This window comes from Arthrobacter sp. LAR12-1-1.1, from assembly GCF_040676555.1.
In the GTDB taxonomy this organism is placed as follows: Bacteria; Actinomycetota; Actinomycetes; order Actinomycetales; family Micrococcaceae; genus Arthrobacter.
Window position 1 is genome coordinate 355109 of the sequence record NZ_JBEGIG010000001.1, and the last position, 23894, is coordinate 379002.

A 23894-nucleotide genomic window follows, 5' to 3' on the forward strand; every position below is an offset into this window, starting at 1 on the left:
ATTGTTCGGGTGGATTCGGACTGTTCCCGGTGACAACGGCGTCACCGGGAACAATCGAGTCCCGGCTTCCAGGAGGGTTCTATGACAGGCATGTTCGAACTGTTCACCGATTCCGACACTTCCTACCGATTTCGACTTACCGCCCCGGACGGGACTGTCATGGCCCTCTCCAGGTCCTTTCCTGACCTGCCATCGGCGGTGGGCGGGATCGCCGCAGTAAGGGAGTACGCCGGCATGGGGCTGGTGACCGAAATAGAGGCACCGCAAAATGACGCCCTGCCCCAGCCCGTGGCCGATGCCATTCCGGTGGAGCCAAGCGCGCATAACCGTCGAGCCCATGACACGCACGCCAGCGAGCCCCGCGCACGTGCGGGGTCGGCCCGTGACCGAGCGCCCAGATCCCCGGGACGGCCGCCGCGCACCGGCATCCCGTCCGCCGCGCGCTTCTTGGGCGGCCGGGCCGTCATCCGGAATCAGCAGCTAATCGTACGGTGGCGGCAGGCCCTGGAGGCGCGGAGCGCCCACGTTGGGCTCAGCTCGTGCTGACTGACGCCGTGTCCCGTGTTGGCACCCCGGGGCGCTTTCCTCGGGCCGGGTGCGGGGCGTCTGCCGTTGGGCCGGACAGGCAGGGATGGCCATGACCGAGTTGAAGGCGTTGCGGGCCTACTCCAGCGCGCTGGTCGCCGAGGACTGCCTCGCTGGGACCTTTCGCTACGATGTGGTCTCGGGGGAGCTGCAGTGGTCCGAGCAGATTTATCAAATCCATGGCTATCACCGGGGCGAGGTGGTGCCGACGGTGGGCGTCCTGATGTCGCACCTGCATCCTGACGACCGGAAACGGTGCAGGGAAATTTTTGAGGATGTGGGCCGTGGGGGAGGGTTTTTTGCCAACTACCACCGTCTCTTCGACGCACGCAGGCGGGAACGCCGCGTCCTGACAGCGGGGGAGGGCGTGCCGGATCGTGACGGGAAACTGCTGTTCATCGACGGATTCATGCTCGACCTCACCAGGACAGTTCAGCTGGAAACGGACCGGTCCGCCCGCGAGGCCATTGCCGGAGCCATTGGCACGCGAGGCCTCATTGAACAGGCCAAGGGCATCCTGATGGGAATTCTTCACATCGGTTCCGACGCCGCCTTCGAACGGCTCTCCGCCTACAGCCAGCACCACAACATCAAGCTTGCCCACACGGCCTCGGCCATCGTCCGGCTGGCCAGCAACACGCAGGAATCCGCCACCCTCCGCAGCTTCGTCCACGCACTGGACAGCCGTTTCTCGGCACGCCGCGATGGGGGCCGCGTTTTTCATCCCTAGGGGACGAAAGGCGCCGGGCGGGCCTTTGGCCGGCACGCCCTGCGCGCTGCCCTGACCGAATGCTCCGGGCATAACCCAGCGGACACTCATAGCACACTCCGAGGCAGACCGGTCTGTACGCCTCAGCCCAGTGTAAAATTGTTTTATCATGACTGTCGACGACGCCGCGGGCCCCACACTGTTGCCTGCCACAGCCATGGCCGGACGCGATGAGCCGGTGGACCGTATTCTCGCCACCGCCTACGAGTTGTTCTCCCGCCGCGGCATCCGCGGAGTGGGGGTCAATGAGCTGATCAGCAGTTCCGGGGTTTCCAAAGCAACCTTCTACCGGCACTTTCCGTCCAAGGACGCCCTGGTACTGGCCTTCCTGGAACTCCGCGACCAGGTGTGGACCGTGGACCTCATCGTGGCAGAGGCCAGCCGGCGCGGCGACACCGCCGAAGAACGGCTGCTCGCCGTATTTGACGTGTTCGGCGACTGGTTCCAGCGCGAGGATTTCGAGGCGTGCTCGTTCATTAACGTCCTGCTGGAGATGGGGGCCGGGCACCCTCTGGGGAAGGCGAGCATCGATTACCTCAGCCGCATCAGGGGCCACATCCAGGCCCTGGCTGAGGAAGCCGGGCTGGACCGCCCCGAAGAATTTGCGCGGTCCTGGCACATCCTGATGAAGGGCTCCATCATTTCGGCCACCGAAGGCGACGCGCTGGCCTCCAAGCGCGCCCAGCAGATGGCGCGCTGGCTCATCGAGCACCACCGAAACCTGTAGCAGGTGTGCCGGGGGAGTGCCCGCATTCGATGCCGGCTCCTCCATGACCCTGCGCAAAGCCGCAGCTTCCTCCACGCAAACAGACACACCTAACAGCGCTGGCGCGCCGCCGTCGACATAGCGCCATGCCCCGACGTCGACGCCGCTCCCAATTCCGACGCCGACACCGACGCCGGCTCCTGATTTCAATGCTGACGCCGGCTCCCTGCCGACCGACAGGCGCGCCGCACTCCCATCACCTGACCCTCGAACAACTTTGCCCTTGCGAAATACGTTAGTCACCACTAACGTATTATCTGTGTTGGATGCCTTGGAGATTGCTGCGGAGCCGAATCGGCGACGCCTGCTGCATCTTCTCGCCAGCCACGAACAGGCGGTCGGGGAGCTGGCCGCCCATTTCACGGTGAGCCGCTCCGCGGTGTCCCAGCACCTGCTGTTACTGGAGCAGGCCGGCCTGGTATCTGCCCGCAAAGAAGGACGGAACAGGTATTACAGGCTCGACCCGGTGGGAATGGGCCGGCTCCGTGAACTTGTCGAACAGTTCTGGACCTACGAACTGGATCTGCTGGCATCGGATGCGGCCGCACTTGCCGCACAGCGTCACGGCCCTCCGCAACATCACACGACCAATTCAGATACTTCGCCTCAAGACAAAGGACCACTCTCATGATGTTCGATAAGACCATTCACCTGCCCGTCGGCGTCGACGAGGCCTTTGCACTCATCACCGAGCCGGAACGTCTGCGCCGCTGGCAGACGGTGGCGGCCCGGGTTGATCTTCGGATTGGCGGCGAATACCGATGGACCGTCACTCCTGGCCACCACGCAGCCGGCACTTTCACGGAGATCGAGCCGGGCAAGCGCGTCGTCTTCACCTGGGGCTGGGAAGCCGGAATGGACCTGGCGCCGGGCGCTTCCACCGTGTCGATCACGCTGGAGCCCGACGCCGACGGCACCACGCTCCGTCTGGTCCACGATGGCCTCAACGCCGAACAGGCCGCAGCACATGCCGAGGGCTGGAACCACTACCTGGACCGCCTGATCGCCGAAACCTCCACCCCGGCCGGCGCCGGTCCGGACGAGTGGTCAGCGGCCCCGGATTCGATCGATCACATCAGCTCTGCTGAGGCATCCCTCGCCGTGCTCCTGGGCGTGCTGCGAAAGCTCACTCCGGAAGACCGGGAGAAAGCCACTCCCTGCGAAGACTTCACGGCCCACGAGTTGCTGGAGCACCTGGCCGGTTCGCTGAAGCAGATCGGCGGAGCACTGGGCGCGGACGTGAGCGACGACGCCGGGGCAGGCCCGGAAGTGCGCATCGCCGGACTCGCGCAGGCCACCCTGGAGGCGTTCAGCCGCCGTGGTGTCGAAGGCACCATCGACATGGGCTTCGCTGAACTTCCCGCCACCGTCGTCGCCGGAATCATCAACCTCGAGCTGCTCGTGCACGCGTGGGACTTCGCGAAGGCCACTGGCCAGGAACTCGTCGTCTCCGACGTCGTCACCGATCACGTTGAGGCGCTGGCCCTGCTGACCATCTCCGACCAGGTCCGCGCCAGCGGCAGCTTCGCCGCCGCCCAGCCGGTCGCGGAGACCGCAGGCAGCCTGGAGCGCCTGATCGCGTTCACCGGCCGAACCATCGCCGTCTGAAGTTTCCTACCCGATACCCGTCAAAGACACCCAGGAAAGCAGGAACAATATGTCCAAGTTCGTCTTCCTCTACCACGCCCCGATGACCCCCGCCGAGGCCGCGCCGCCCGCACCGGAGGACATGGCAGCCGCCATGGAACAGTGGAACGCATGGGCCGCTAAAGTCGGCAACGGACTGATCGACTTCGGAACGCCTCTGGCCAACGGCGTCCGCGTTTCCGCCGGCGGAGCCACGGCACCGAGCCAGCGCGAGGTCGCCGGATACAGCATCATCGAGGCCGAAAACCTTGAGGCGGCCGTCGAACTCGCCAAGCAACACCCGCACTTGAACATGCCGGGCGGCTGTGAAATCGAGGTTCACGAGGCCCAGCAGATCCCCGGAATGTAGCAGCGGCTCGACCCGATGCTCGTGGCCTGTTCGCCGCTGCCCAACGGCAGCGGCGAACACGCTTTAACCGGCACCGGACCATCCTCCGTGGCTGTGGCTGTGGCTGTGGCTGTGGCCGGAGCGCCGGAGCAAGGCGGCCTGCCGCCGCTTTCCACTCTGGCCCCGTGGTCTAGAGATAGTCGCTAGCTCGTTCGCGGGCGATTTCCAGCAGGGTGGAGTGGAAGGCCACCTCGGCCGGGGCGTAGACCTTGTCCTCGCGCTGCGCCAGCAGTATCCGCCGCAGCGGGGCGGCGGAACCCAGGCTCAGCACCTTCACGTCGGGATGCTGAAGTGCCACGGCTGTCTTGGGCACCATGGCCACGCCCATTCCCACACTGACCATGGCCTGGGCCTCCTGGTAGTCGTTGGCCAGGAAGGCAATCTGCGGTTCGAATCCGGTGTCGTGGGCGGAACGCTGCAGAACCTCCACTACGGGGTGGGCCTCGGCGCGAACGATCCAGGACTCGTTGCGCAGGTCTTCCATGCTTACCTGCTCACGGTCGGCGAGTGGGTGGCTGCGGGCCACCAGGATCACGGTGCTCTCCTGGAAGACTTCGGTTACGCGGATGGAGTCGTCCCGGAACGGATTCCATGGGTAGTCCCAGAGCAGGCACAGCCCCGTGACCCCGGACTGCAGATCTGCCACGAGTTCATCGAAGCGGGCGCTGCGCAAGGAGAGATTGATGGCCGGGTACCGCTTCTTGAAGGTCCGGATAACGACGGGCAGGAAGGACCCTGCCAGTGTCGGAAAGGTGCCCACGGTCAGGGAACCGCGTTTGAGGCCGGCAATCTGGCCCAGGTCGGACCGTGCTGCCTGCATCTGCCAGACGATCTTGCGGGCGTGGCCGGCCAGCACCTGGCCGGCCTCGGTGGGCACCACCCCGCGGGAGCGGCGGGTAAGGAGCGGCTGCCCCACTTCTTGTTCGAGCTTTCGCAACTGCTGGGAGACGGCCGAGGGCGTGTACATCATGAGCTCGGCCGCGGCGGTGATCGAGCCCTGCTCCACCACCTCCAGCAGTAGCGCCAGCCGCCTTATGTCGAACAAGCCCTGACCCTCGTCGTTAAGCAACGCTTCACCCTTCTCCGGATTTCGTTCATTCCCTATCAGGATGTGGCCTCCGCTCAGCCCATCGGGGACTAATCCAGCCAAGGGAGGCTGGAAGGACGGGAATTGATCTTCCCGGGCTCAATGAATGTAGCTATTCTACATCCCCCCACAAAAATCCAACATTGTCTAAAGATGTGATCTGGCTCAATCTTTTTACAGATCCTCATCTACATCTGAGGCACGAGGAGAAACGGGAAAAATCATGGAGATCGAAGCCCGATGGATGCGCGGAGGCACCAGTAAATGCTGGGTGTTCGATGCGGAGCATCTTCAGGAGGGCGGCACCAGCCTGGATGTGCTGCTGCCGCGGCTGTTCGGCAGCCCGGACCCCCGCCAGATCGACGGCGTCGGCGGGGCGACATCGACGACCAGCAAGGCCGTGATCCTGCACCGGCCCGTCAGCGACGAGGTTGACGTTGAGTACACCTTTGCCCAGGTGGGTATCGAAGAGGCCTCGGTGGACTGGGGCAGCAATTGCGGGAACGGTTCGGCAGTGGTGGGACTGTACGCCATCGAGAGGGGATGGGTGATCCCCACCGGAGACGTCACCCGGATCGTCACCCGCAACACCAACACCAATCAAATCATCGTCCAGCGGGTGGCCACCCCGGCCGGCGCCTTGGCATCGGTTCCGGAGGCCCAGATGCCCGGCGTGCCCTTCCCTGGCTACGCGGTGGGGCTCGGCTTCCAAGACCCTGCCGGCAAGACCACCGGTGCGCTGTTGCCCACGGGCGCGGCCACCGACACCATCACGGCAGGCGGAGCCCGTTGGACCGTGTCGATGGTCGACGCCGGAGCCCCCGTGGTGATGGTCCGCGCCGAGGAGCTGGGCCTGGACCCGGCCAGGTACGACAGCTGGCGCGCCGGGGTGGAGCTGCAGCTGGATACGCTGGAGCAGATCCGGAGGCAGGCAGCGGTGCGGATGGGGCTGGTCCCCACGGCAGCCGAAGCGGCCCGGGCCATCCCGAAGCTCGCCATCGTAGCCGCGCCAGCGTTGGCCGGCCCCGGTGCCGACGCCAGCGTCATGATGCTCTCCATGGGCAAGCTCCACCCGGCGCTGGCCATCACAGGCAGCATTGCCCTGACCTTGGCCGCCCGCACCGCCGGCACCGTGCTGCACACCATCACGGGCGACACCTTGGGGAGTACGCTCCGGCTCCGCACCCCCGCCGGGGTGATCGAGACGTGGAGCGAGGAGCACGACGCGACGCTCCTCGTAGGCGTCGACCGCACCGCCCGCACCATCGCCACAACCATCATCCATCTCCCCGAGGTTCCCGGCAGCGCCGTCGCTGCCTCCCTCGCGGGAGCCACCCGCTGAGGAGGCCATCATGACCAAGACTGAGCACCGCACCGCTGTCGCTGCGGACGAGACCCGGGGCAAAGGGGCCCCGAGTCCAACCCGTCGCCGCCGTATCCTACTGGTGGCGGTGGGCGCCGGTTTCGCGATCCTGGCTTTGATTGCCCTCGTGCTGGGGGGTGATATCTTCAACCCCTCGGCCACCCCGCAACCGGAGCACTCCATGACCGCTGTCCAAATCATCCCGCTCGTCATCCTCGTCATAATGTTCATCGTCGCCACGAAATGGCCGCTGAACATCGGCGTGATGGGGCTGGTCGCCTCCTTCGGCGTCGGCTATTTCATGCTCGGAATGACGGACAAGCAGATCCTCGAAGAGTTCCCGGCCAGCATCGTCTTGACGATCATCGGAGTCACCTACTTCTTCAGCATGGCCCAGAGGAACGGCACCATCGACATCATTGTCCAGACCTGCGTGCGCCTCGTCAGGGGCAAGACGATGCTGCTGCCCTGGGTGTTCTTCCTGATCGCTGCTGCGCTCACGTCACTGGGCACGTTCTCGCCGGCCGCCGTCGCGCTGCTGGCGCCTGCTGCCATCGGATTCGCCTACGAGTCCCGGATTCATCCTGTACTGATGGGCGCGTTCATCATCAACGGAGCCCACGCCGGCGGCTTTTCCCCGCTGTCCGTGGCCGGCGTGCTGGTGCACGACATCGCCCTCAAGAACGGATTTCCCATTTCCCAGGGCGCACTCTTCATTGCAAGCTTCGCCCTGAATCTCATTCTTTCGGTGCTCACCATCGTCCTGTTCGCCCTCCTGGGCAGGCTGCGCGACGGCGAAGGCGGCCAGCATGCCGACGTCGACACCGCCCGCACCAGCCGCCCCCGCGGGCAGCAGATCCTCACGCTGGCACTGATCGCGGTGATGCTCGTGTGCACCCTGGGCTTCCACATGCCGATCGGATTTGTCGCACTCTCCGCCGGACTTCTGCTGGCCCTTGTCAACATCAAGGAACACCAAACGTTCATCGGCGGCGTCTCTTGGTCCACGGTCCTGCTGGTGGCGGGCATGATCACGTATGTCTCCCTGCTCCAGCACGTTGGCGTCATCGACACCCTCGCCGAGCAGGCGCTGGCACTGGGCGCACCACTGCTGGTGGCACTGGTCCTCTGCTACGTCATTGGCGTCGGCTCAGCCTTCGCCTCCTCCACGGCGTTGCTGACCGCGTTCATTCCCTTGGCCGGTCCGCTCCTGGCTACCAGTTCGCTGAGCGCCTCCGGCACGGTCGCGGCGCTGGCGATCGCTGCCACAGTGGTGGATGTCTCGCCCTTCTCCACCGACGGTGCGCTGGTGGTCGCCAACGCCCGCGGGAACGACCGGCAGCGTGTCTACCGGCAGCTGATGGCCTATGCAGGCGGCGTGGTTCTGGTGGCTCCCGCCCTCGCCTGGGTCCTGCTTGTACCCACCGGCGTCATGTAACCGGTCCCGCCACGGCGATTCCGCATGGCCAACAGCGAGGCAGCCACCTCAAGGACCACCTCGCTGAATTGAATAGACGGCCCGGACATATTGAGTCCGCCGGCACCAGACCGCAGTGGGGCGGCGAATGATGATCACCGGGATCATCGCCTATTCGCAACGCGCGCCGCCCCACTGCACTGACCCCAGAAGAGCAACCGCAGGACCTGGGCCCAGCCCGTTCAGCCCGGCTCGCAGAGCCTTTTAGCTTTCGCTTCCTGGCGAGGAACAAAATCCAACTGCAGAAGCCCTGCCGGGCCCAAGCAGGCTGAGTTCGGCGGTGTGAATCGCAGTGGTCAGTGGCGGTGTTGTTGCAGCGCTACATGGCAGCCCCGGCGCCCGTAAGCCGATGCGCTTGTGGGGGTACCTTCGATCCAATCGCCCCCCGGCGCCGGGGGGCGGCTAGGCGGCCGAACGTCCGAAGGCGCTGCGTCCAGGCCTGAAGCGAAGGCACGCGCTGGGGTTTCTAGGGAACTCGGCCGTGATGTCGCATGAGGCGGTTCGCCAGAACGGCTCATCAGACAGGCGCCGCTGGCGGGTACAAATCATCGCACTTGCAATACTGTGTAGCGAGTGACGGACGAGCCAACAAATAGCGGCTGGGTGAACGTTCCCCATGCCAGAATCTACTGGGAATCGACCGGTGAGCCCTCCGGCGTTCCGGTCCTCTACCTTCATGGCGGCCCCGGCGGTTCCCTTGGTAAGGGCGGGTACCGCAAACGACACGACCACACCCGATTTAGGATCATCGGGCTGGATCAACGAGGGTGCGGCAAGAGCACTCCGACGGTCCAAGAGGATCTCGACCACCTATCCGAGAACACCACGCAGGCCTTGATCGAAGACATTGAGGCGGTGCGCGAGTTCCTCGGTATCGAAAGGTGGATCGTCACCGGTGTTTCCTGGGGCAGCACGCTCGCCCTCGCTTATTCCCTCAGTTACCCCGGTCGGGTCCTCGGCATCGCTCTCGTAGCCGTGACATCAACTAGCCGGGACGAGGTCCGATGGATCACTGAAGACGTCGGACGCGTGTTCCCTGAGGCATGGAACGAGTTCTCCGAGGCATCCAGCGCAAACCCGGGCGAGCGAGTGGTCGAGGCTTACGCCCGGCGGCTGGCTGGGGAAGACCGCGACGACGCCAGACGAGCCGCCTTATCCTGGGAGCGCTGGGAATCCACGCATGTATCCCTGGACCCCAACTGGGTGCCCGGCGCGTTGTTCGAGAATGAGCGAGAGCGGATGACGTTCGCCCTTCTGGTTTCGCACTACTGGGCCAACGACGGATTCCTGACGGACGGGCAGGAAATCATCCCCCGGATTCACGAGCTCAACGGCATCCCCGGATACCTCATCCACGGCCGGCGCGACATTAGTGGCCCTACTGTAACCGCATGGCAGCTGCAACGGAGATGGCAATCAAGCCAGCTTGTCATTATCGAAGACGAGGGACACGGCGGCCCTGCATCCATGGCGGCATTGTCAGAAGCAGTCGAAGAAATTGCCGCCATGATAACCACCGCCTAGGGAATGAGCGCTTCGTCGTCGGAAAGTTGTTGGACTTCGATCCGCGCGTCTCTGAACCTCGAGAACAGAAGCACGAGGGAGGCCAGGAGGAGGAAGGCGGCGGCGGACCAGAGCGCAGTATCGGTACCCGCGACGGTGGCTATGACGCCGCCCAAGGGTGCTCCGATGACGATCATTCCGCGGTTCACCGAACGCCTCGTGGCACTCATGCGGGCCATGAGCCTGTCCGGCGTCACAGCCTGCTGGTAGCCCATTTCCAGTGGCCCTTCGACTCCCATGGCCATGCCGAAGAGCAGTTGCCCGAAGCCGGCCAGAGCAAACGCAGCCCACAACTCTCCCGGCCAGTGCAGCGGAGAGTCGTAAATCTCTCCAGTGCGTTGCCCACCGGCGGCGAGGGGCGCCAGCGCCACCAAAGCGATAGCAAAGGGTTGGGCCAGACGCGCCGCAACCATGGCGTTGCCCGTACCCCATCGGTGCCCCAGCCGGGTGGACAGTGTGGTGCCGACGACGGCCCCGATTCCGGAGCACCCCATCACCAAACCCAACCCCAAGGCACCCAAACGAAGGTCATTCAGAATCACAGTCGGCAAGACAGCCCCGAGGATGGCGGAACCGATGAACCATATGTGGGTACTCCACGCCAAGGGCGCCAGATGGGAATGGCCATAGACCCACCGCAGACCCTCCGCGACCTTTCGATGAAGTCTTTGTTTGCTTCGAACCGGCGCCTGGTCGGATGGCCGATCCAGGGTAAGGAGAACGGCTGCCGAGAATAAATACGAGACGGCATCCACAAGAAGAGCCACAGGGGCAGTCACCAATGCGACGAGACCACCGGCTACGGCGCTTCCCGTAGTTTGGGCCACAGTATCGCTTTGCTGGAGTCGGGCGTTCGCCTTAGTCAATAAGGATCTGGGGACCAGCTGGGGAAGGAAGCTCTGATACGCGGCGTCACTGGTCAGGGCGAGGGTTCCAAAGGCAAACATCAGGATCATCAAAGCCGTAACCGAGATAGTCCCCGTCATCGCCGTCACGCATACGCCTGCAAGGATCAGGCCACGGCCGAGGTCTCCGCCGATGAGTACCGTTCGGCGGGGGAACCGGTCAATCCAGACTCCGGCAACCAGCCCGAACAGTAGATAGGGGGTCCACCGGGCAGCATGGACCAGGCCCTGGTCCAATGGTGTGCCGTTCATCGTCACCAAGATCAGAACAGAAAAGGCCAAGGTAGTTATATAGGAGCCGAAATCGGACACCGTCGAGGCCAACCAGAATCTGACGAACGCCCGGTGGCGACGAAGCTTCGGCTCCATTGCAGAAGAGCCGTTGGCCGAGATTCCCACGTTCCCCCCATCATCTCGTAGGCATAGAGCCTAGCGTGACGTAGGGCACCGGCAGTTGCAGGGCCACAGTCGCAATAGCCGCTGATGAGCTGATGGGTGTTTGCCGCTCGCTCAGCGGGTTGGCGAGGGTGCGCATGAGGGTGACGTCCCCGGTCCTCGCGGCACGCCGGACGAGCGAGACCGCCATGATCGGGGCGAAGTTGCAGCACCAAAGCCACAGCCGGTCGGCGTTCAGGAGCAATTTCTTAGGAAGCTCGTGGCACCAGGCCGTTCATGGAAGGTCACGGAAGACCGCGATTTGGCCCGCCACGGTGATGGTGCCTGACTGGTAGGGGTTGCCCCAGCCTGCAGGGGGATTGCCGTGGCCGTCGTCCAGCGGCTGCTCGGCGGCGAAGAATGTGTCCTGCACCCTCGCCTCATAGATGCCGCCGGGAGCGCAACATTCGGCCACATCCCCAGGAAATCTTTCGTCCCATGTACGACGGCGGCGCGATGCCGGCTCCGTCACGCGCGGTCGCCGGGCGTCACCGAGACTTCACAGCGCGGGGTCCGGCGGGGCGCGGAGGCGTCCCGGAATGGCCTCTGATGACCGCGTGAGTCTGCCCTGTTACGGACTGCGTCCGATTGGGTAGCGAGTGGCGTCCGTGGCTGTTTTCGTCGCCGGATTACGCGCGGTTTCGTCGGGTGTCGGGGCACCTGCCGGCTCGGATTCAACTCTGTTCTGATGGTGGACACGGTCCGGTAACCCCGGTCCGCACCATCGAATCCAGAAAGAATCCGCTATGAAAAACCGACTCTTACCCGCAGGACTTTTCCCCACCTTGGGCGTTGCTGCCGCCCTGGCGGTCTCGCTGGTGGTCTCCGGTTGCGGCGGCCCTGCGAGCGCCCAGTCCCCGGCCGGAAATGCCCCTGGGACGCCCGAGGTGACCGAACTCCGCTACGAGGGCTGGGCCAACAGCGTCACGTTGCCGGAGCTGGCCGAGGACCTCGGTTACCTAGGCGATGTGAAGCTGAACTGGGTAGGCAACACCATCAGCGGGCCGGCGAGCATCCAATCAGCCGCGACAGGAGCCACCGACTTTGGCGGCGCCTTCTCGGGTGCCGTGGTGAAGCTCATCGAAGCCGGCGCACCGGTCACTGCGGTGATCAATTACTACGGCGAGGACGAGAAGACGTTCAACGGCTTCTATGTCACCCAGGAGAGCCCCATCCGGTCGCCACGGGATCTGATCGGCAAGAAGGTTGCGGTCAACACCTTGGGCGCCCATGCGGACGCCGTGATCAATAGCTACCTGAAGAAGAACGGTCTGACGCAGGAGGAGATCAAGCAGGTTCAACTCGTCGTCGTTCCGCCCAATGACACCGAGGAGGCCATCCGCCGCGGACAGGTCGACGTCGGGTCGCTCGGCGGAGTGCTGCAGGATAACGCTGTCGCCAATGGCGGCCTGCGGTCCCTGTTCAACGACTTCGAGCTCTTTGGAACCTTCGCTGGAGGCCAATACGTTCTGCGCAAGGACTTCGTCGAAAAGAACCCGGAAACCGCGAGGATCTTTACCACCGGTGTGGCCAAGGCCATCGAATGGGAACGCAGTACGCCCCGCGACGAGGTGATCGCACGGTTTACGAGCATCATCAACAAGCGCCAGCGTTCTGAAAGTACCGCGGCCCTGAAGTACTGGAAGAGCGTCGGTGTCCCGTCCAAGGGCGCCATCAGCGATCAGGACTTCACCCGCTGGTCAGCGTGGCTGAACGACACCGGAATCGTGACCGGTGACATCACCCCCTCCAAGTACTACACCAACGACTTCAACGACCTGCTGAAGGGGGCGGCATCGTGACCCGTGCTACCGGCCAGGCGCCGAAAATCAGCCTCCGGGACGTCGGGAAACAGTTCACAGTCCGGCCCAGCAAGGACCAGCCGGAGGGCACCACCCTGACGGCGCTGGAGGGCATCACCCTCAACGTCGCCGCGGGCGAATTCATAACTCTGGTCGGTCCGAGCGGATCCGGCAAGACCACCCTCCTGGACCTCCTTGCCGGGCTCACCCGGCCGGACACCGGCCAAGTGCTGGTGGACGGCAAGGAGGTGACCGGACCCGGCCGCGACCGTGCCGTCGTGTTCCAGCAGTACGCACTCTTTCCGTGGCGCACCGCGGCCGCCAACGTCGCCTTCGGCCTCGAAGGGCCCGGCAGCGACGGGCGCCGGCTCAGCCGCAAGGAACGTACCGACAAGGCCCGCCACTATCTGGAGCTCGTTGGCCTGTCCGGCTTCGAGGACCGGTATCCCCATGAGCTCTCCGGGGGCATGAAGCAGCGCGTTGCCATCGCCCGGAGCCTCGCGTACGAACCCGACGTCCTGCTCATGGATGAACCGTTCGCGGCGCTGGATGCCCAGACCCGGGAACAGCTCCAGGAGGAACTCCTGCGCATCTGGCGGTCCACGGGCAAGACCATCATCTTCATCACGCACGGCATCGACGAAGCCGTATACCTGGGCCAGCGGGTGGCCGTGCTCAGTTCCCGCCCCGGCCGGCTCAAGCAGATTGTCGACATTGACCTGGGGGAGCGGAGCGGTGACGGCGACGTCCGTTCCGACGCCGTCTTCGTCGAACACCGCCACCAAGTCTGGTCCCTGCTGCACGACGAAGTCCGGAAGGCCCAGGAAGCCGGGCACGCCAAAATCCGGCCCGACGGGTCAGCACCCGACGAGGCACCCCAACTCAGCAAGGGACAGCTCAGCAAGGGAAGGGCAGCCTGATGACCGCACCAACACTGACCAAAGACGCCGCCGCGCCTGCCGCACCTGCCGCCCCTGCCGCACCCGCGGCCGACGCCGGGCGGACCGCGCAGCCTGCGGGAGCCCGACACCTCCCCTCCCTGGTCCGGTCCGGAGCCCGCAGGGCCGGGCGCGGGATCTGGGCCTCGGGCGCCATCGTGCTTTTCCTCCTGCTCTGGGAACTGGGGCCCACATACTTCGCCTCGGCCTCGACCAGGGTGTTCCTGCCGCCACTGCACGAGGTCCTGCGGGCCCTGGGCTCCCTCCTCGCCAAGGGCCAACTGCAAAACCATCTGGCGGCCAGCCTGACCCGCTCCGCCAGCGGCTTCGGCATCGCCGTCGTGGCCGCCGTCGCCCTTGGCCTGCTGGTCGCCTGGTACCGGTCCCTGGACCGGTTCCTCAACCCTCTGCTGGAGGTCTTCCGGAACACGGCGGCGCTTGCCCTGCTCCCGGTCTTCACCCTCCTGCTGGGGATCGGGGAGACGTCCAAGATCAGCATCGTGGCCTATGCCGCGTTCTTCCCTGTGCTGCTGAACACCATCGCCGGCGTCAGGACCGTTGATCCGCTGCTCATCCGTGCCGCCCGCTCCCTGGGGCTCTCAAACTTCCGGCTCTTCCAGAAGGTGATCCTTCCCTCGGCGGTGCCGACCATTTTCACGGGAATCCGGATGGCGGGCACGTCCTCGATCCTGGTGCTCATCGCCGCGGAAATGGTCGGCGCCAAGGCGGGGCTCGGGTACCTGATCGTCAACGCACAGTCCAGTTTCCTCATCCCGGACATGTACGCCGGGATCCTGACCGTCTCGCTGCTCGGCCTGCTGGTCAACTACCTGCTGGTCGCCGTCGAACGGCACTTCTCCCGGTGGCGGACCGCCGTCGGATCCCAGTCGAACTAGCCCAATCGCACTAACCCAATCGAACCAACTTCACACCGACAGATCAAGGACGCACACCATGTCGACAACGACCGAAACCCGCCTCAAATTCCGCAAACTCAGCGCGCGCATCGGCGCCGAGATCCGCGGCCTGGACCTCAACAGCGAGCTCAGCGACGCCACGATCGCCCAGATCCGTGAAGCCCTGAACACGCACAAGGCCTTGGTCTTCCGGGACGCCAACATTCGCGACGACGAAGCCCAGGTGCGCTTCGCCAGCCGCTTCGGCCCGCTCACCCAGGCACACCCCACGGTGGCCTCCGTAGAGGGCAAACCGGCGGTCCTGCCGGTAGACAGCGAAAACGGCAGCGCGAACAACTGGCACACCGACGTCACCTTTGTCGTGAACCCGCCGCAGGCCTCCACCCTGCGCAGCATCACCCTGCCGGCCTACGGCGGGGAGACCCTGATCGCCTCCTCGGCGGGTGCCTACCAGGACCTGCCGGAGGAACTGCGGAACTTCGCCGACACATTGTGGGCCGTCCATACCAACGACTACGACTACTCCGTGCCAAAGAACCTTGAGCACGCCAACGCCGCCGAGCGGCGCGCGGAATTCACCCGGATCCACTTCGAGACCGCCCACCCCGTGGTCCGGGTCCACCCACTGACAGGGGAGCGCGGCCTCTTCATCGGCGGCTTCGCCCAAAGGTTGCGGATCGTGGGACTGTCCAACACCGAATCCAAGGACATCCTGCGGCTGCTCCAGGCCTACGTCACCCGCCCGGAGAACGTGGTCCGCGTCAACTGGGAACCGGACCAGCTGGTGCTCTTCGACAACCGCATCACCCAGCATTACGCCCCGGACAACTACGACGGCCAGCCCCGCCAGCTGAACCGGGTCACGGTGGCCGGCGATGTTCCCGTAGGCATCGACGGACGCAGCAGCTCGTCCATCCAAGGCGATTCCTCCGTCTATTCCGAGACGGTTGTTCTGCCCGCAGACTTGCCCGGAGACGGGCTGTGAGCGGCGCACGGCAGCTGCACCTGAACGCGTTCCTCATGAGCACCGGGCACCACGAAGCCTCGTGGCGGCTGCCGGAAAGCGACAGCTTCGCCGGGACCGACGTCGCCCACTTCCAGCGGCTTGCCCGGACCGCGGAACGCGGAACGTTCGACTCGATCTTCTTCGCGGACTCGCCAGTACTGCACGGCGACGTCGGACAGCGCCCGTACGGCAGCCTCGAGCCGACCGTACTGCTGGCGGCCATCGCCGCCGTCACCGAACGCATCGGGCTCATCGCGACGGCCTCCACCACCTACAACGACCCCTACAACCTGGCTCGGCGGTTCGCCTCCGTGGATCACATCAGCGGCGGCCGGACCGGGTGGAACGTCGTCACCACCGCCGGTGACGCTGCGGCCAGGAACTTCTCGCTGCAGGACCAGCCGGCCCACGCGCTGCGGTATGAGCGGGCTGCGGAATTCCTTGACGTCGCGCGCAAGCTCTGGGACAGCTGGGAGGACGGCGCCGCCGTCGGGGACAAGGACGCCGGGATTTGGGGGGACAACACCCGCGTCCATCCGGTCAACCACGCCGGCACGTATTTCAGCGTCCAGGGCCCCCTGGATGTGCCGCGCTCCGTCCAGGGCCACCCGGTGATTGTCCAGGCGGGTTCCTCGGAAAACGGCAAGGACTTCGCCGCCCGCTACGCCGAAGCGGTTTTCACCGCCCAGCAGACGCTGCCAGAGGCACAGCGCTTCTATGCGGACCTGAAGCAGCGAACGGCCGCAGCCGGCCGGGACCCGGAGACGATCAAGGTTCTTCCGGGCATTGTTCCGGTCATCGGGACGACCGAGGCCGAAGCCCGGCGGTTGGAGAAGGAACTCGACGGACTCATCCACCCCGGGCACGCCAGGAAGCAGCTAGCCGGCGTGCTCAGGGTCTCCCCGGACTCGCTGGCCCTGGACGCCGAGCTACCGGAAGACCTGCCTTCCGAGGACGAGATCGAGGGCGCCAAGAGCAGATACACACTGATCGTGGACCTCGCCCGGCGGGAACGCCTGACCGTGCGCCAGCTCATCGGCAGGCTCGGGGGCGGCCGCGGACACCGGACCTTCTCCGGGACCCCCGAGCAGGTGGCCGACGCCATCGAGGAATGGTTCGTGGCCGGGGCAGCGGACGGCTTCAACATCATGCCGCCCGTGCTTCCGTCCGGCCTTGACGCTTTTGTTGACCACGTCATCCCGATCCTGCGGGACCGCGGACTCTTCCGGCGTGAATACACCGGACGGACCCTCCGCGAGCACTACGGGCTGCCCCGGCCGGCCAACACCTTCGCCACGGCCGGACGGTCCAGCCATGCGGACAACGTCGGTGCGCCGAGAGGTGGACTGCTGGTCTCGGAACGATGACCTGAGCGGGTCCAGGGTTCGGCTCACGACCCGTTGGAAGCCCCGGGCAGCAACAGCTGTCCGGGGCCTCCTCACTTCAGGGACGTGCCTGTCAGCGGAAAGTGGTGCGCAAATCACTGCTCTGTTTGGCGTTGCCACGTCCCGTTGAGGAACCCCAAACGGCAGTACGGTAGCTCTTCGCGGGCTGAAAATAATCGGTCACGTCCGCCTCTTCCTCTTGGGGAACTGCTTCGCGTACTCCTCGGCCGTGCCGAATTCGGCTTCCGCCGCAGTCCCTGCAACGGCCCCGCCCCTTGGCCTGGCAACCTTCATCCCTTCCCGGGTGCGGGCTCGGAAGAGGCCCCCTTCGAACTCTGCGACCATCGCCAGGACGTTGAAGAGCAGGGTATCCCTGATTCCATGGTTCTGGGACCGGTTGAGCGAGAACCGGCAGCCCAGGGACCTGAACGGATCGCCCCGACGCGCTAGCATGTGACTCATGCCCATCAAACTCGAGAACGTAGGCATAGCCGTCCGTGACCTCGAAGCAACGATCGACTTCTTCACCGACCTCGGTCTGACCGTCGTCGGCCGTGACACGGTCAGTGGCGAGTGGACCGACACCGCCGTCGGCCTCGACGGCAACCACGCCAACATCGCCATGCTCCAGACGCCAGACGGCCACGGTCGCCTTGAGCTCTTCGAGTACATACACCCCGACGCAATCGAGACGAAGCCAACCCGTCCCAACGAGATCGGCATGCACCGTGTCGCCTTCTCTGTCGACAACATCGACGAGGCCCTCGAGATCGCCGCGAGGCACGGCTGCCACCCGCTGCGCGGCGTGGCGACCTACGGGGACGTCTACAAGCTCACCTATGTCCGCGGACCAAGCGGCATCATCGTGATGTTCGCCGAGGAGCTGAAGAAGACCCACGTAGCGTCGACCAGATGAACGGTTAAAAGCCCATGTCGGAGTCGAACGGCCGAGCGAAGAGAAGCCGGGGCGCGGCATTCCTGCCGATCGGGATCGTTTTCCTGGCCGTTGCGATCGCAATGATATTTCTAGGAACCACGGCCTGGATTGCGTTCTTCACTATGGGTATCACGTTCCTCATCCTCGGGATGCAGAAGCCCGCAGGCAAAGATGAGCGTCCCCCCGGCGAGGCTTCGCAGGGCTGACCTCGACCGGCATCTTCCCCGCCGAATGCTTTTGTGCCGGTTCTGGAGAAAAGGGACATGCTTCCCACTTGGACACTCTCACGCCCGAAACCGTTGACGCAGCTAGAGGAACTAAGCGCTGCTAATTCACTGCCAGCTCTGCGGTTTTCATAACCTCAGGGGCGTGATGCGCCCGGCTTGATGCTGGCCAGCAGGATGGCTGCCGCGTTGGTGGCGACAATGATGCCGATACCCAGCCATTCATGAACGGCGAGGATCTGCCCCAGCACGATCATCCCCGAGAGGGCCGCAAGAAGGGGATTGATGCTCATATATACACCGAAGAATGCCGGCCGCACCTTCCGGAGCGCCACCAGGTCCGCGGCGTACGGGATGACAGAGCAAAGCACTCCGGCGATCACCGAATACAACAGCGCCGGACCCGTCAGGGACCCCGCCGAGATCAGATAACCGACCACCGGCAGGTAGAACACCATGGAGACCAGGGTTGCGGCTGCCGGGCCCTGCAGCCCGGGCAGCCGCTGACCCACGACCCCATTCAGAATGATGTAGGCCGCCCAGCAGGCGGCCCCGGCCGCAGCGATTCCAATGCCAAGGAAGTCGCTCGAAGGTCCCGGCATCACCAGGACGTAGACGCCGGCACCGGCGCACAGCGCACACAGCAGGTCGAGTTTGGACCTGGACCGCATGAGGGCGATTGCAAGCGGGCCAAGAAATTCCAAAGTGACGGCCAACCCCAGCCCGATGCGCTGGATGGCGACATAGAGGCAAATGTTCATGAGGGCGATCGTTCCGCCCAGCAGGAGCGCCGGCCACCACTGTTTCCACGTGAACCGATGGAGGGGCGGCCGGGCGGCCGACAGGAGGACGGTCGCGGCCACGAGTTGCCGGACGGCGACCACACCGGCGGGTCCGAGCACCGGAAACGCGTGGGCTCCAATGCCCGCCCCGATTTGATTGCTGACCCCGCTGCCCGTCATGGTCAACAGGCCACCGAATATCCGGGGCTGGGTTTGAGCTGACGGACGGCGGTCTTGGCCCGAGCCGTCCTCTGTGTATGCCTCCATAACCCAAAGTGTGGGGCGAAATCTTCAAACCAATAAATGCTTGCGGTGACCGTTCTATACGATGACCGTATGAATCTTGAGCTGCGCCATCTTAGGGCACTCGTGGCTGTCGACGACGCCCGGACCTTCACCGACGCGGCCATCAGTTTGGGAACGTCCCAGGCAAGCGTCTCCCGGTCGGTCGCGACCCTGGAACGCACCCTTGGAGTCCGTGTTTTCCAGCGAACGACGCGCAGCGTGACCCCGACCGCCGCCGGGCAGCGGATCATAGAACACGCACGGCGGGTCCTGGACGAAGCCCGGCTGCTGGAAGAGGCCGCGAGGGATCACGCGGGCGAGCTCAGGGTCGGCTACGCCTGGTCCGCGCTGGGCAGCCGGACCATAACCGTGCAGCGCCGCTGGGAAGAGGCGAACCCGGGAGTGCAACTTATCTGGGTCCAGTCGAACTCGGCGACGGCCGGCCTGGCCGGCGGATCCGTGGATCTGGCCGTTGTCCGCCGCGGGCTCAATGACCCGCGCTTCACTGAGACGCTGATCGGAACAGAGTTACGCTATGCCGCGGTGGCCACGACTGATCCGCTGGCCCGCAAACGGTTCCTCCGCATGGCGGACTTTGCCGGGCGGACAGTCGCCGTCGATAGCCGGACCGGAACCACAGTCGAGGATCTTTGGGAACCGGAGGCCCGGCCTTCATCCCTGCGCCCCATCCAGGGAGTAGACGATTGGCTGACGCTGATTTCGACGGGTAAGGCCATGGGCATGTCCTCGGAAGCGACCGCCACGCAGTACCAACGTCCCGGGGTTGCGTACAAACCGGTCCGTGACGCCCCTCCCATACCGGTCTTCCTTGCATCTTGGAAGGATGACCCGTCAGTTCTCCTTGCCGCCTTCGCGAGCCTGGTCCGACAGGTGTTTACGGAAAACCGTGGGACCGGGTCCGGCGGGAACGATTAGGCAAAATCGCGGATTTCGGCACAGCGGGAACGACGAGCTTGTGGCTTGTCCCTGGTTCACATGAGGCAGGGAAGCGTGTAATGGTGTACGTTGGCTTCCCGTCAGAACTAAACATAGGAATGAGAGTCACCCCCGTGGCAACCGATTACGACGAAGTCCGATCCGACGTCAAGGAATCGCAGGATAGCTCCCTGCAGGCGCTGCAATCCGCCAACGCCCCGGATGCCCGCAGTGTTGTCCGCGAGATGGATGAGACTGACGCATTTGACGATGCGATCAGCCCCGGCGGGGAATTCGTCGCCGAGGAACTCGTCGTACAGGTCATCCCGCAGGCGCAGGACGAATTCACCTGCTACTCCTGTTTCCTGGTCCGGCACCGGTCCCAAGTGGCACGCGAAAAGAACGGCCACACTTACTGCATCGACTGTGAAGGCTAGGACAATGGCCCCGCGTGTGTGCGGCGCGGGGGCGGTTTTCCGCACCGCTCCGGGTCAGCGGACCAGCATCGTCCACGGCAGGTCCAACTAGTCCATGCTCCGCCTGAAACGCCTGGCAGTGCTCGGCCTGTTCGCGTTTTGCGTCATCACTGCGTTCTTCTTTTGGGCACTGCGCTACTCCGGCGCGGAGACCCGCGCCGCCCTGCCGCCACCGCCCCGGGCGGAGGCGAAACTCGAAACGCTGTCCACCGGCATCACCTCCGCCGTGAACATCACCCGGAGCACGGACGCCCAATGGCTCATTGATGCCGCCGCGCAGACGGACATCCCGGCCCGTGCGCTCCAGGCCTACGTGGCCGCTGCCGGCGCGGCCAACGAGTCGGCTCCGGCGTGCGGCATAGGCTGGAATACGGTGGCAGGGGTCGGCTTCGTCGAATCCGGCCACGGAACCTACGGCGGCGGGAGCCTGACCAGCGCCGGCCAGGCGAGCGGGCCAATTGTCGGTCCGAGCCTCAATGGCGACGGTTTTGCCGCGATCCCTGATACGGACGCCGGCGCCCTGGACGGCGACGCCCAGTGGGACCACGCAGTCGGACCCATGCAGTTCATTCCCTCCACCTGGCAACTCGCAGGGCGGGACGGGAACGGTGACGGAAAAGCCGACCCGTTCAACATCGACGACGCCGCCCTAAGTGCCGCCTCGTACCTGTGCGCCCGAGGCGGTGACCTCACGACCGCCGGGGGCTGGGCGGATGCCATCTACTCCTACAACCAGTCGGATACGTACGTGGCCAACGTACGCGACCGGGCCACTGCCTACGCCGCGCGGGCGGGCACTGCCGGATAAGTCCGGGGCGATGACGCGCTGATTAAGGCGCCTGTCCGCTCGCAGGGCAGAATGGGAGCCATGACCTTTACGACGTTTGCCCTCGTCCGCCACGGCCAGACGGACTGGAACGCGGAGCGCCGGCTGCAGGGATCCACTGACATTCCGCTGAACGCCGTCGGCCGCGGCCAGGCGCGCAACGCCGTCGCCGCCCTGTCCGGCTATGAGTGGGACGCGATCGTGTCCTCGCCGCTGAGCCGTGCCGCGGAAACAGCCGACCTCATTGCCGCCGGGCTGGGGCTCAGCGTGGCCCGGCGCGTGCCGGAGCTCGCCGAGCGCAGCTTCGGACCCGCGGAGGGCCTGCAGGCCGGCCCGGAACTGGACGCACTGCGCATCCCCGATGGTTTCCGCGGCGCGGAAAGCGAGGACGAGGCGGCCCGCCGCGGGTTGGCCGCGCTGGAAGCGCTGGCCGAGGAGTTCCGCGGCCGCCGCGTCCTGGCCGTCGCCCACGGGACGCTCCTGCGCGTGAGCCTCAGCCGCGCGATCGGCCGCACCCTGGAAAGCATCGACAATGCCGTGCTGAACCTGGCCCACCACCATGCCGTCGACGGCTGGCAGCTCGAATACTTCAACGGCGAGCGCGTCATGGCTGCCGTTTAGGGCTGCAGCCCACTCGACTGAGTGACGACAGCGGAGCAGGGGGCCGGCAGTAGTGTCCCCTGCCGGCCGCCCACGCCCGGTGACTAGGGGAGCCGCATCGGTTTGAGTTCGTCGAAACGGTCGCCGGGTCCCGGGTTCTCCGGATGGGTCTTGCCGCCGAGCTGCGTCATGACGCCCCACACTGCGTTCAGGCCTGTGGTCACTGCGCCGTCGGCCCAGCCGCCGGTCCAGGAGACGCCGTCCCCGGCCAGGTAGATCCCGCGGTGGGCCGCATCCATTCCGTCCTGCATGAAGTGCGTGTACAGCCGTTCCTGGTAGCGGTAGTGGCCGGGCAGGTTGTCGCTGAACGCTCCCATGAAGTTGGGGTCATCCTCCCAGGAGACCGTGATGGGGTCGCCGACGATGTGCGAGGCGATGTCCACAGTGGGGTAGATCTGCTTCAGGGAGTGCAGCATGAGCCGGACGCGTTCGTCGGCGTCCAGCGGCAGCCACTTCAGGGCATCATCGTTCCAGGTGTAGGACAGGCAGATCAGGGCAGGCTGGTCCGGGCCGTTGTCCAGCAGGTAGGTTCCGCGGGTGAGCCGGTCGGTGAGCGTGGTGCTCATGACCTGACGGCCGGTCTGCGGGTCGATGTCCTTCCAGAACGGCCGGTCGACGACGACGAACGTCTTGGAGGACTGCATGTAGTGGCTGCGCTCGATCGCGGTCCAGAGCTTGTGGCTGAAGAGCGATTCGCCGACGTCGATCCGTGCCGAGAGCAGCCAGCTCTGGCACGTCGCAATGACGGCCGCGTACTGGCGCGTCTGTCCCCATTTGTCGGTGACGGCGATGGGTCCCTGGCTGGCTGCCGTTCCGTCCTCACTGCCGGGAACCCGCCGGATGGCGGCGACGCCGGGCCGCGGGTGCCCGCCGTGCAAGGACGCAAGGCTGGTACCCTCAGGCCAGTACGCCAGGCCCGACGGGGCATGGTTCCAGAGCCGTTCGGGCAGGAGCTGGGCGCCGCCGATGATCCGGTGCTGGTCGGCGTCGGCGTCCACGTAGACGACCCGGAGGATCTCCAGGATGCTGTCCGGGAAATTGGTGTCCCAGCCGCCCGTGCCGAACCCCACCTGGCCGAAGGCTTCCCGGTAGTCGAACGGCAAGGAGGAGAACGCCTTCGACGTGGCCAGGTAGCCCGAGAAGGAGGTGTCATCGAAGCGCGGAACCAGGTCGTTCCAGAGCTTCTTGATGGTGGCCAGGTCGCGGGTGCGGATGGCTTCCTGCATGGCGCTGAAGTGGGCGCGTTCCTCCAGGCAGTCGTTCCAGGCATTGGAGACTTCCCCGAAGAAGCCGGGAAGATCGTCGGGTGTCTCGGCGTAGTGGGCCTGGCCTCCGAGCTCGATCACCGTGCTGCCCGCTGCGGGGGTCAGCGGGTTGGGGAACGGCTGGGTTTCGATGCCCACGAGGTCCGCGTAGTGGAAGAACGAGGCACCGGACTTCGGGAAACGCATCCCGCCGAGGTCAGCGACGGGGCCGGACTGGCCCGGCTGGGTTCCTCCGCGAAGCCGTCCGCCGATCCGGGAGGACTCGTACACAACGGGCTTGAGCCCCATTTTCATGAGTTCGTAGGCTGCGACGAGCCCGGACATCCCGGCGCCCACCACGGCCACTTCCGTGCCGTGCATGTCGGCGGGGACGCTGCCGATTCCCGCGGTGTGGGTGATGTAGTCGTCGTAGGGGAACGGGAAGTCGGGGATGAGCATGCTCAGGTTTGCAGTCGGCGTGCTGGTGGCTG

25 protein-coding genes and 1 pseudogene are annotated in these 23894 nt (G+C 65.3%); 19 read left to right on the forward strand and 7 right to left on the reverse strand.

Annotated features, from left to right (window positions below):
• The first annotated feature begins 159 nt into the window (after positions 1 to 159).
• The 6 genes from MRBLAR12_RS01650 (at position 160) to MRBLAR12_RS01675 (ending at position 4116) form a co-directional block, all read left to right on the forward strand.
• Complete coding sequence (locus tag MRBLAR12_RS01650) at positions 160 to 546, forward strand: hypothetical protein (protein WP_414645454.1); 387 nt, start codon at positions 160 to 162, stop codon at positions 544 to 546.
• A gap of 91 nt (positions 547 to 637) precedes the next feature.
• Positions 638 to 1315, forward strand: a complete 678-nt coding sequence (locus MRBLAR12_RS01655; protein WP_364743010.1) for a PAS and ANTAR domain-containing protein — start codon at positions 638 to 640, stop codon at positions 1313 to 1315.
• Between the two features lie 148 nt (positions 1316 to 1463).
• Positions 1464 to 2081, forward strand: a complete 618-nt coding sequence (locus MRBLAR12_RS01660; protein WP_364743012.1) for a TetR/AcrR family transcriptional regulator — start codon at positions 1464 to 1466, stop codon at positions 2079 to 2081.
• 298 nt (positions 2082 to 2379) lie between these two features.
• Positions 2380 to 2751: an ArsR/SmtB family transcription factor gene (locus MRBLAR12_RS01665; RefSeq protein ID WP_229992355.1), complete on the forward strand. Its 372-nt coding sequence runs from the start codon at positions 2380 to 2382 to the stop codon at positions 2749 to 2751.
• Positions 2748 to 3728 (forward strand): TIGR03086 family metal-binding protein, encoded by a 981-nt coding sequence (locus MRBLAR12_RS01670; RefSeq protein WP_364743016.1) that lies wholly within the window; start codon positions 2748 to 2750, stop codon positions 3726 to 3728. Before MRBLAR12_RS01665 ends, MRBLAR12_RS01670 begins: the two co-directional genes overlap by 4 nt.
• A gap of 49 nt (positions 3729 to 3777) precedes the next feature.
• Positions 3778 to 4116: a YciI family protein gene (locus MRBLAR12_RS01675; protein WP_364743019.1), complete on the forward strand. Its 339-nt coding sequence runs from the start codon at positions 3778 to 3780 to the stop codon at positions 4114 to 4116.
• A gap of 169 nt (positions 4117 to 4285) precedes the next feature.
• Here MRBLAR12_RS01675 and MRBLAR12_RS01680 read toward each other — a convergent pair whose 3' ends face one another.
• On the reverse strand, positions 4286 to 5224 hold the full coding sequence (locus MRBLAR12_RS01680; RefSeq protein ID WP_364743022.1) for a LysR family transcriptional regulator: 939 nt from the start codon (positions 5222 to 5224) through the stop codon (positions 4286 to 4288).
• A gap of 241 nt (positions 5225 to 5465) precedes the next feature.
• On the opposite strand from MRBLAR12_RS01680, the gene MRBLAR12_RS01685 reads away from it, so the two are divergent.
• The 3 genes from MRBLAR12_RS01685 (at position 5466) to MRBLAR12_RS01695 (ending at position 9606) form a co-directional block, all read left to right on the forward strand.
• Entirely contained in the window at positions 5466 to 6584 is a 1119-nt protein-coding gene (locus MRBLAR12_RS01685; protein ID WP_364743025.1) for a PrpF domain-containing protein, read from the forward strand.
• A 10-nt stretch (positions 6585 to 6594) separates the two neighbouring features.
• A complete protein-coding gene (locus MRBLAR12_RS01690; RefSeq protein WP_364743028.1) occupies positions 6595 to 8043 on the forward strand; it encodes an SLC13 family permease in 1449 nt (482 codons plus the stop codon).
• 612 nt (positions 8044 to 8655) lie between these two features.
• Positions 8656 to 9606 carry an alpha/beta fold hydrolase gene (locus tag MRBLAR12_RS01695; protein WP_364743031.1) on the forward strand — a complete coding sequence of 317 codons (951 nt, stop codon included), beginning with the start codon at positions 8656 to 8658 and terminating at the stop codon, positions 9604 to 9606.
• Here MRBLAR12_RS01695 and MRBLAR12_RS01700 read toward each other — a convergent pair.
• The 3 genes from MRBLAR12_RS01700 to MRBLAR12_RS01710 are packed head-to-tail and all read right to left on the reverse strand — an operon-like array spanning position 9603 to position 11358.
• A complete protein-coding gene (locus MRBLAR12_RS01700; protein ID WP_364743034.1) occupies positions 9603 to 10949 on the reverse strand; it encodes an MFS transporter in 1347 nt (448 codons plus the stop codon). The genes MRBLAR12_RS01695 and MRBLAR12_RS01700 overlap by 4 nt on opposite strands.
• Before the next feature lie 10 nt (positions 10950 to 10959).
• Positions 10960 to 11190, reverse strand: coding sequence for a hypothetical protein (locus MRBLAR12_RS01705; protein WP_364743036.1), 231 nt, complete (start codon positions 11188 to 11190; stop codon positions 10960 to 10962).
• Positions 11191 to 11220: 30 nt separating this feature from the next.
• Positions 11221 to 11358: a hypothetical protein gene (locus MRBLAR12_RS01710; protein WP_364743039.1), complete on the reverse strand. Its 138-nt coding sequence runs from the start codon at positions 11356 to 11358 to the stop codon at positions 11221 to 11223.
• A 373-nt stretch (positions 11359 to 11731) separates the two neighbouring features.
• On the opposite strand from MRBLAR12_RS01710, the gene MRBLAR12_RS01715 reads away from it, so the two are divergent.
• From MRBLAR12_RS01715 to MRBLAR12_RS01735, 5 genes are read left to right on the forward strand one after another with little or no spacing between them, the layout of a single operon-like run.
• Positions 11732 to 12787 (forward strand): ABC transporter substrate-binding protein, encoded by a 1056-nt coding sequence (locus MRBLAR12_RS01715; RefSeq protein WP_364743042.1) that lies wholly within the window; start codon positions 11732 to 11734, stop codon positions 12785 to 12787.
• Positions 12784 to 13707: an ABC transporter ATP-binding protein gene (locus MRBLAR12_RS01720; RefSeq protein ID WP_364743044.1), complete on the forward strand. Its 924-nt coding sequence runs from the start codon at positions 12784 to 12786 to the stop codon at positions 13705 to 13707. Before MRBLAR12_RS01715 ends, MRBLAR12_RS01720 begins: the two co-directional genes overlap by 4 nt.
• Positions 13707 to 14621, forward strand: coding sequence for an ABC transporter permease (locus MRBLAR12_RS01725; protein WP_364743047.1), 915 nt, complete (start codon positions 13707 to 13709; stop codon positions 14619 to 14621). The genes MRBLAR12_RS01720 and MRBLAR12_RS01725 overlap by 1 nt, the downstream gene beginning before the upstream one ends.
• A gap of 58 nt (positions 14622 to 14679) precedes the next feature.
• A complete protein-coding gene (locus tag MRBLAR12_RS01730; protein WP_364743050.1) occupies positions 14680 to 15627 on the forward strand; it encodes a TauD/TfdA dioxygenase family protein in 948 nt (315 codons plus the stop codon).
• Positions 15624 to 17015, forward strand: coding sequence for an LLM class flavin-dependent oxidoreductase (locus MRBLAR12_RS01735; RefSeq protein ID WP_364743053.1), 1392 nt, complete (start codon positions 15624 to 15626; stop codon positions 17013 to 17015). Before MRBLAR12_RS01730 ends, MRBLAR12_RS01735 begins: the two co-directional genes overlap by 4 nt.
• Before the next feature lie 288 nt (positions 17016 to 17303).
• On the opposite strand, the pseudogene MRBLAR12_RS01740 reads toward MRBLAR12_RS01735, so the two are convergent.
• Positions 17304 to 17522: pseudogene (locus tag MRBLAR12_RS01740) on the reverse strand (recombinase family protein); the annotation flags it as partial.
• On the opposite strand from MRBLAR12_RS01740, the gene MRBLAR12_RS01745 reads away from it, so the two are divergent.
• Positions 17494 to 17949: a VOC family protein gene (locus MRBLAR12_RS01745; protein ID WP_229992369.1), complete on the forward strand. Its 456-nt coding sequence runs from the start codon at positions 17494 to 17496 to the stop codon at positions 17947 to 17949. The pseudogene MRBLAR12_RS01740 and the gene MRBLAR12_RS01745 sit on opposite strands and share 29 nt — an antisense overlap.
• 382 nt (positions 17950 to 18331) lie before the next feature.
• Here MRBLAR12_RS01745 and MRBLAR12_RS01750 read toward each other — a convergent pair whose 3' ends face one another.
• Positions 18332 to 19243, reverse strand: coding sequence for an EamA family transporter (locus MRBLAR12_RS01750; protein ID WP_364743056.1), 912 nt, complete (start codon positions 19241 to 19243; stop codon positions 18332 to 18334).
• 69 nt (positions 19244 to 19312) lie between these two features.
• Here MRBLAR12_RS01750 and MRBLAR12_RS01755 point away from each other — a divergent pair, with 69 nt between their 5' ends.
• The 4 genes from MRBLAR12_RS01755 to MRBLAR12_RS01770 all read left to right on the forward strand — a co-directional run bounded on the left by MRBLAR12_RS01755 (position 19313) and on the right by MRBLAR12_RS01770 (position 22120).
• Positions 19313 to 20197: a LysR family transcriptional regulator gene (locus MRBLAR12_RS01755; RefSeq protein ID WP_364743059.1), complete on the forward strand. Its 885-nt coding sequence runs from the start codon at positions 19313 to 19315 to the stop codon at positions 20195 to 20197.
• A gap of 134 nt (positions 20198 to 20331) precedes the next feature.
• Positions 20332 to 20634 (forward strand): DUF4193 domain-containing protein, encoded by a 303-nt coding sequence (locus MRBLAR12_RS01760; protein WP_229992372.1) that lies wholly within the window; start codon positions 20332 to 20334, stop codon positions 20632 to 20634.
• Between the two features lie 94 nt (positions 20635 to 20728).
• On the forward strand, positions 20729 to 21481 hold the full coding sequence (locus MRBLAR12_RS01765) for a lytic transglycosylase domain-containing protein (RefSeq protein ID WP_364743062.1): 753 nt from the start codon (positions 20729 to 20731) through the stop codon (positions 21479 to 21481).
• A 60-nt stretch (positions 21482 to 21541) separates the two neighbouring features.
• Entirely contained in the window at positions 21542 to 22120 is a 579-nt protein-coding gene (locus MRBLAR12_RS01770) for a histidine phosphatase family protein (RefSeq protein WP_364743065.1), read from the forward strand.
• Between the two features lie 83 nt (positions 22121 to 22203).
• On the opposite strand, the gene MRBLAR12_RS01775 is transcribed toward MRBLAR12_RS01770, so the two are convergent.
• The gene (locus MRBLAR12_RS01775) at positions 22204 to 23862 is read right to left on the reverse strand and encodes a flavin monoamine oxidase family protein (RefSeq protein WP_364743731.1); all 1659 of its coding nucleotides are present in this window, start codon (positions 23860 to 23862) and stop codon (positions 22204 to 22206) included.
• Positions 23863 to 23894 lie beyond the last annotated feature (32 nt).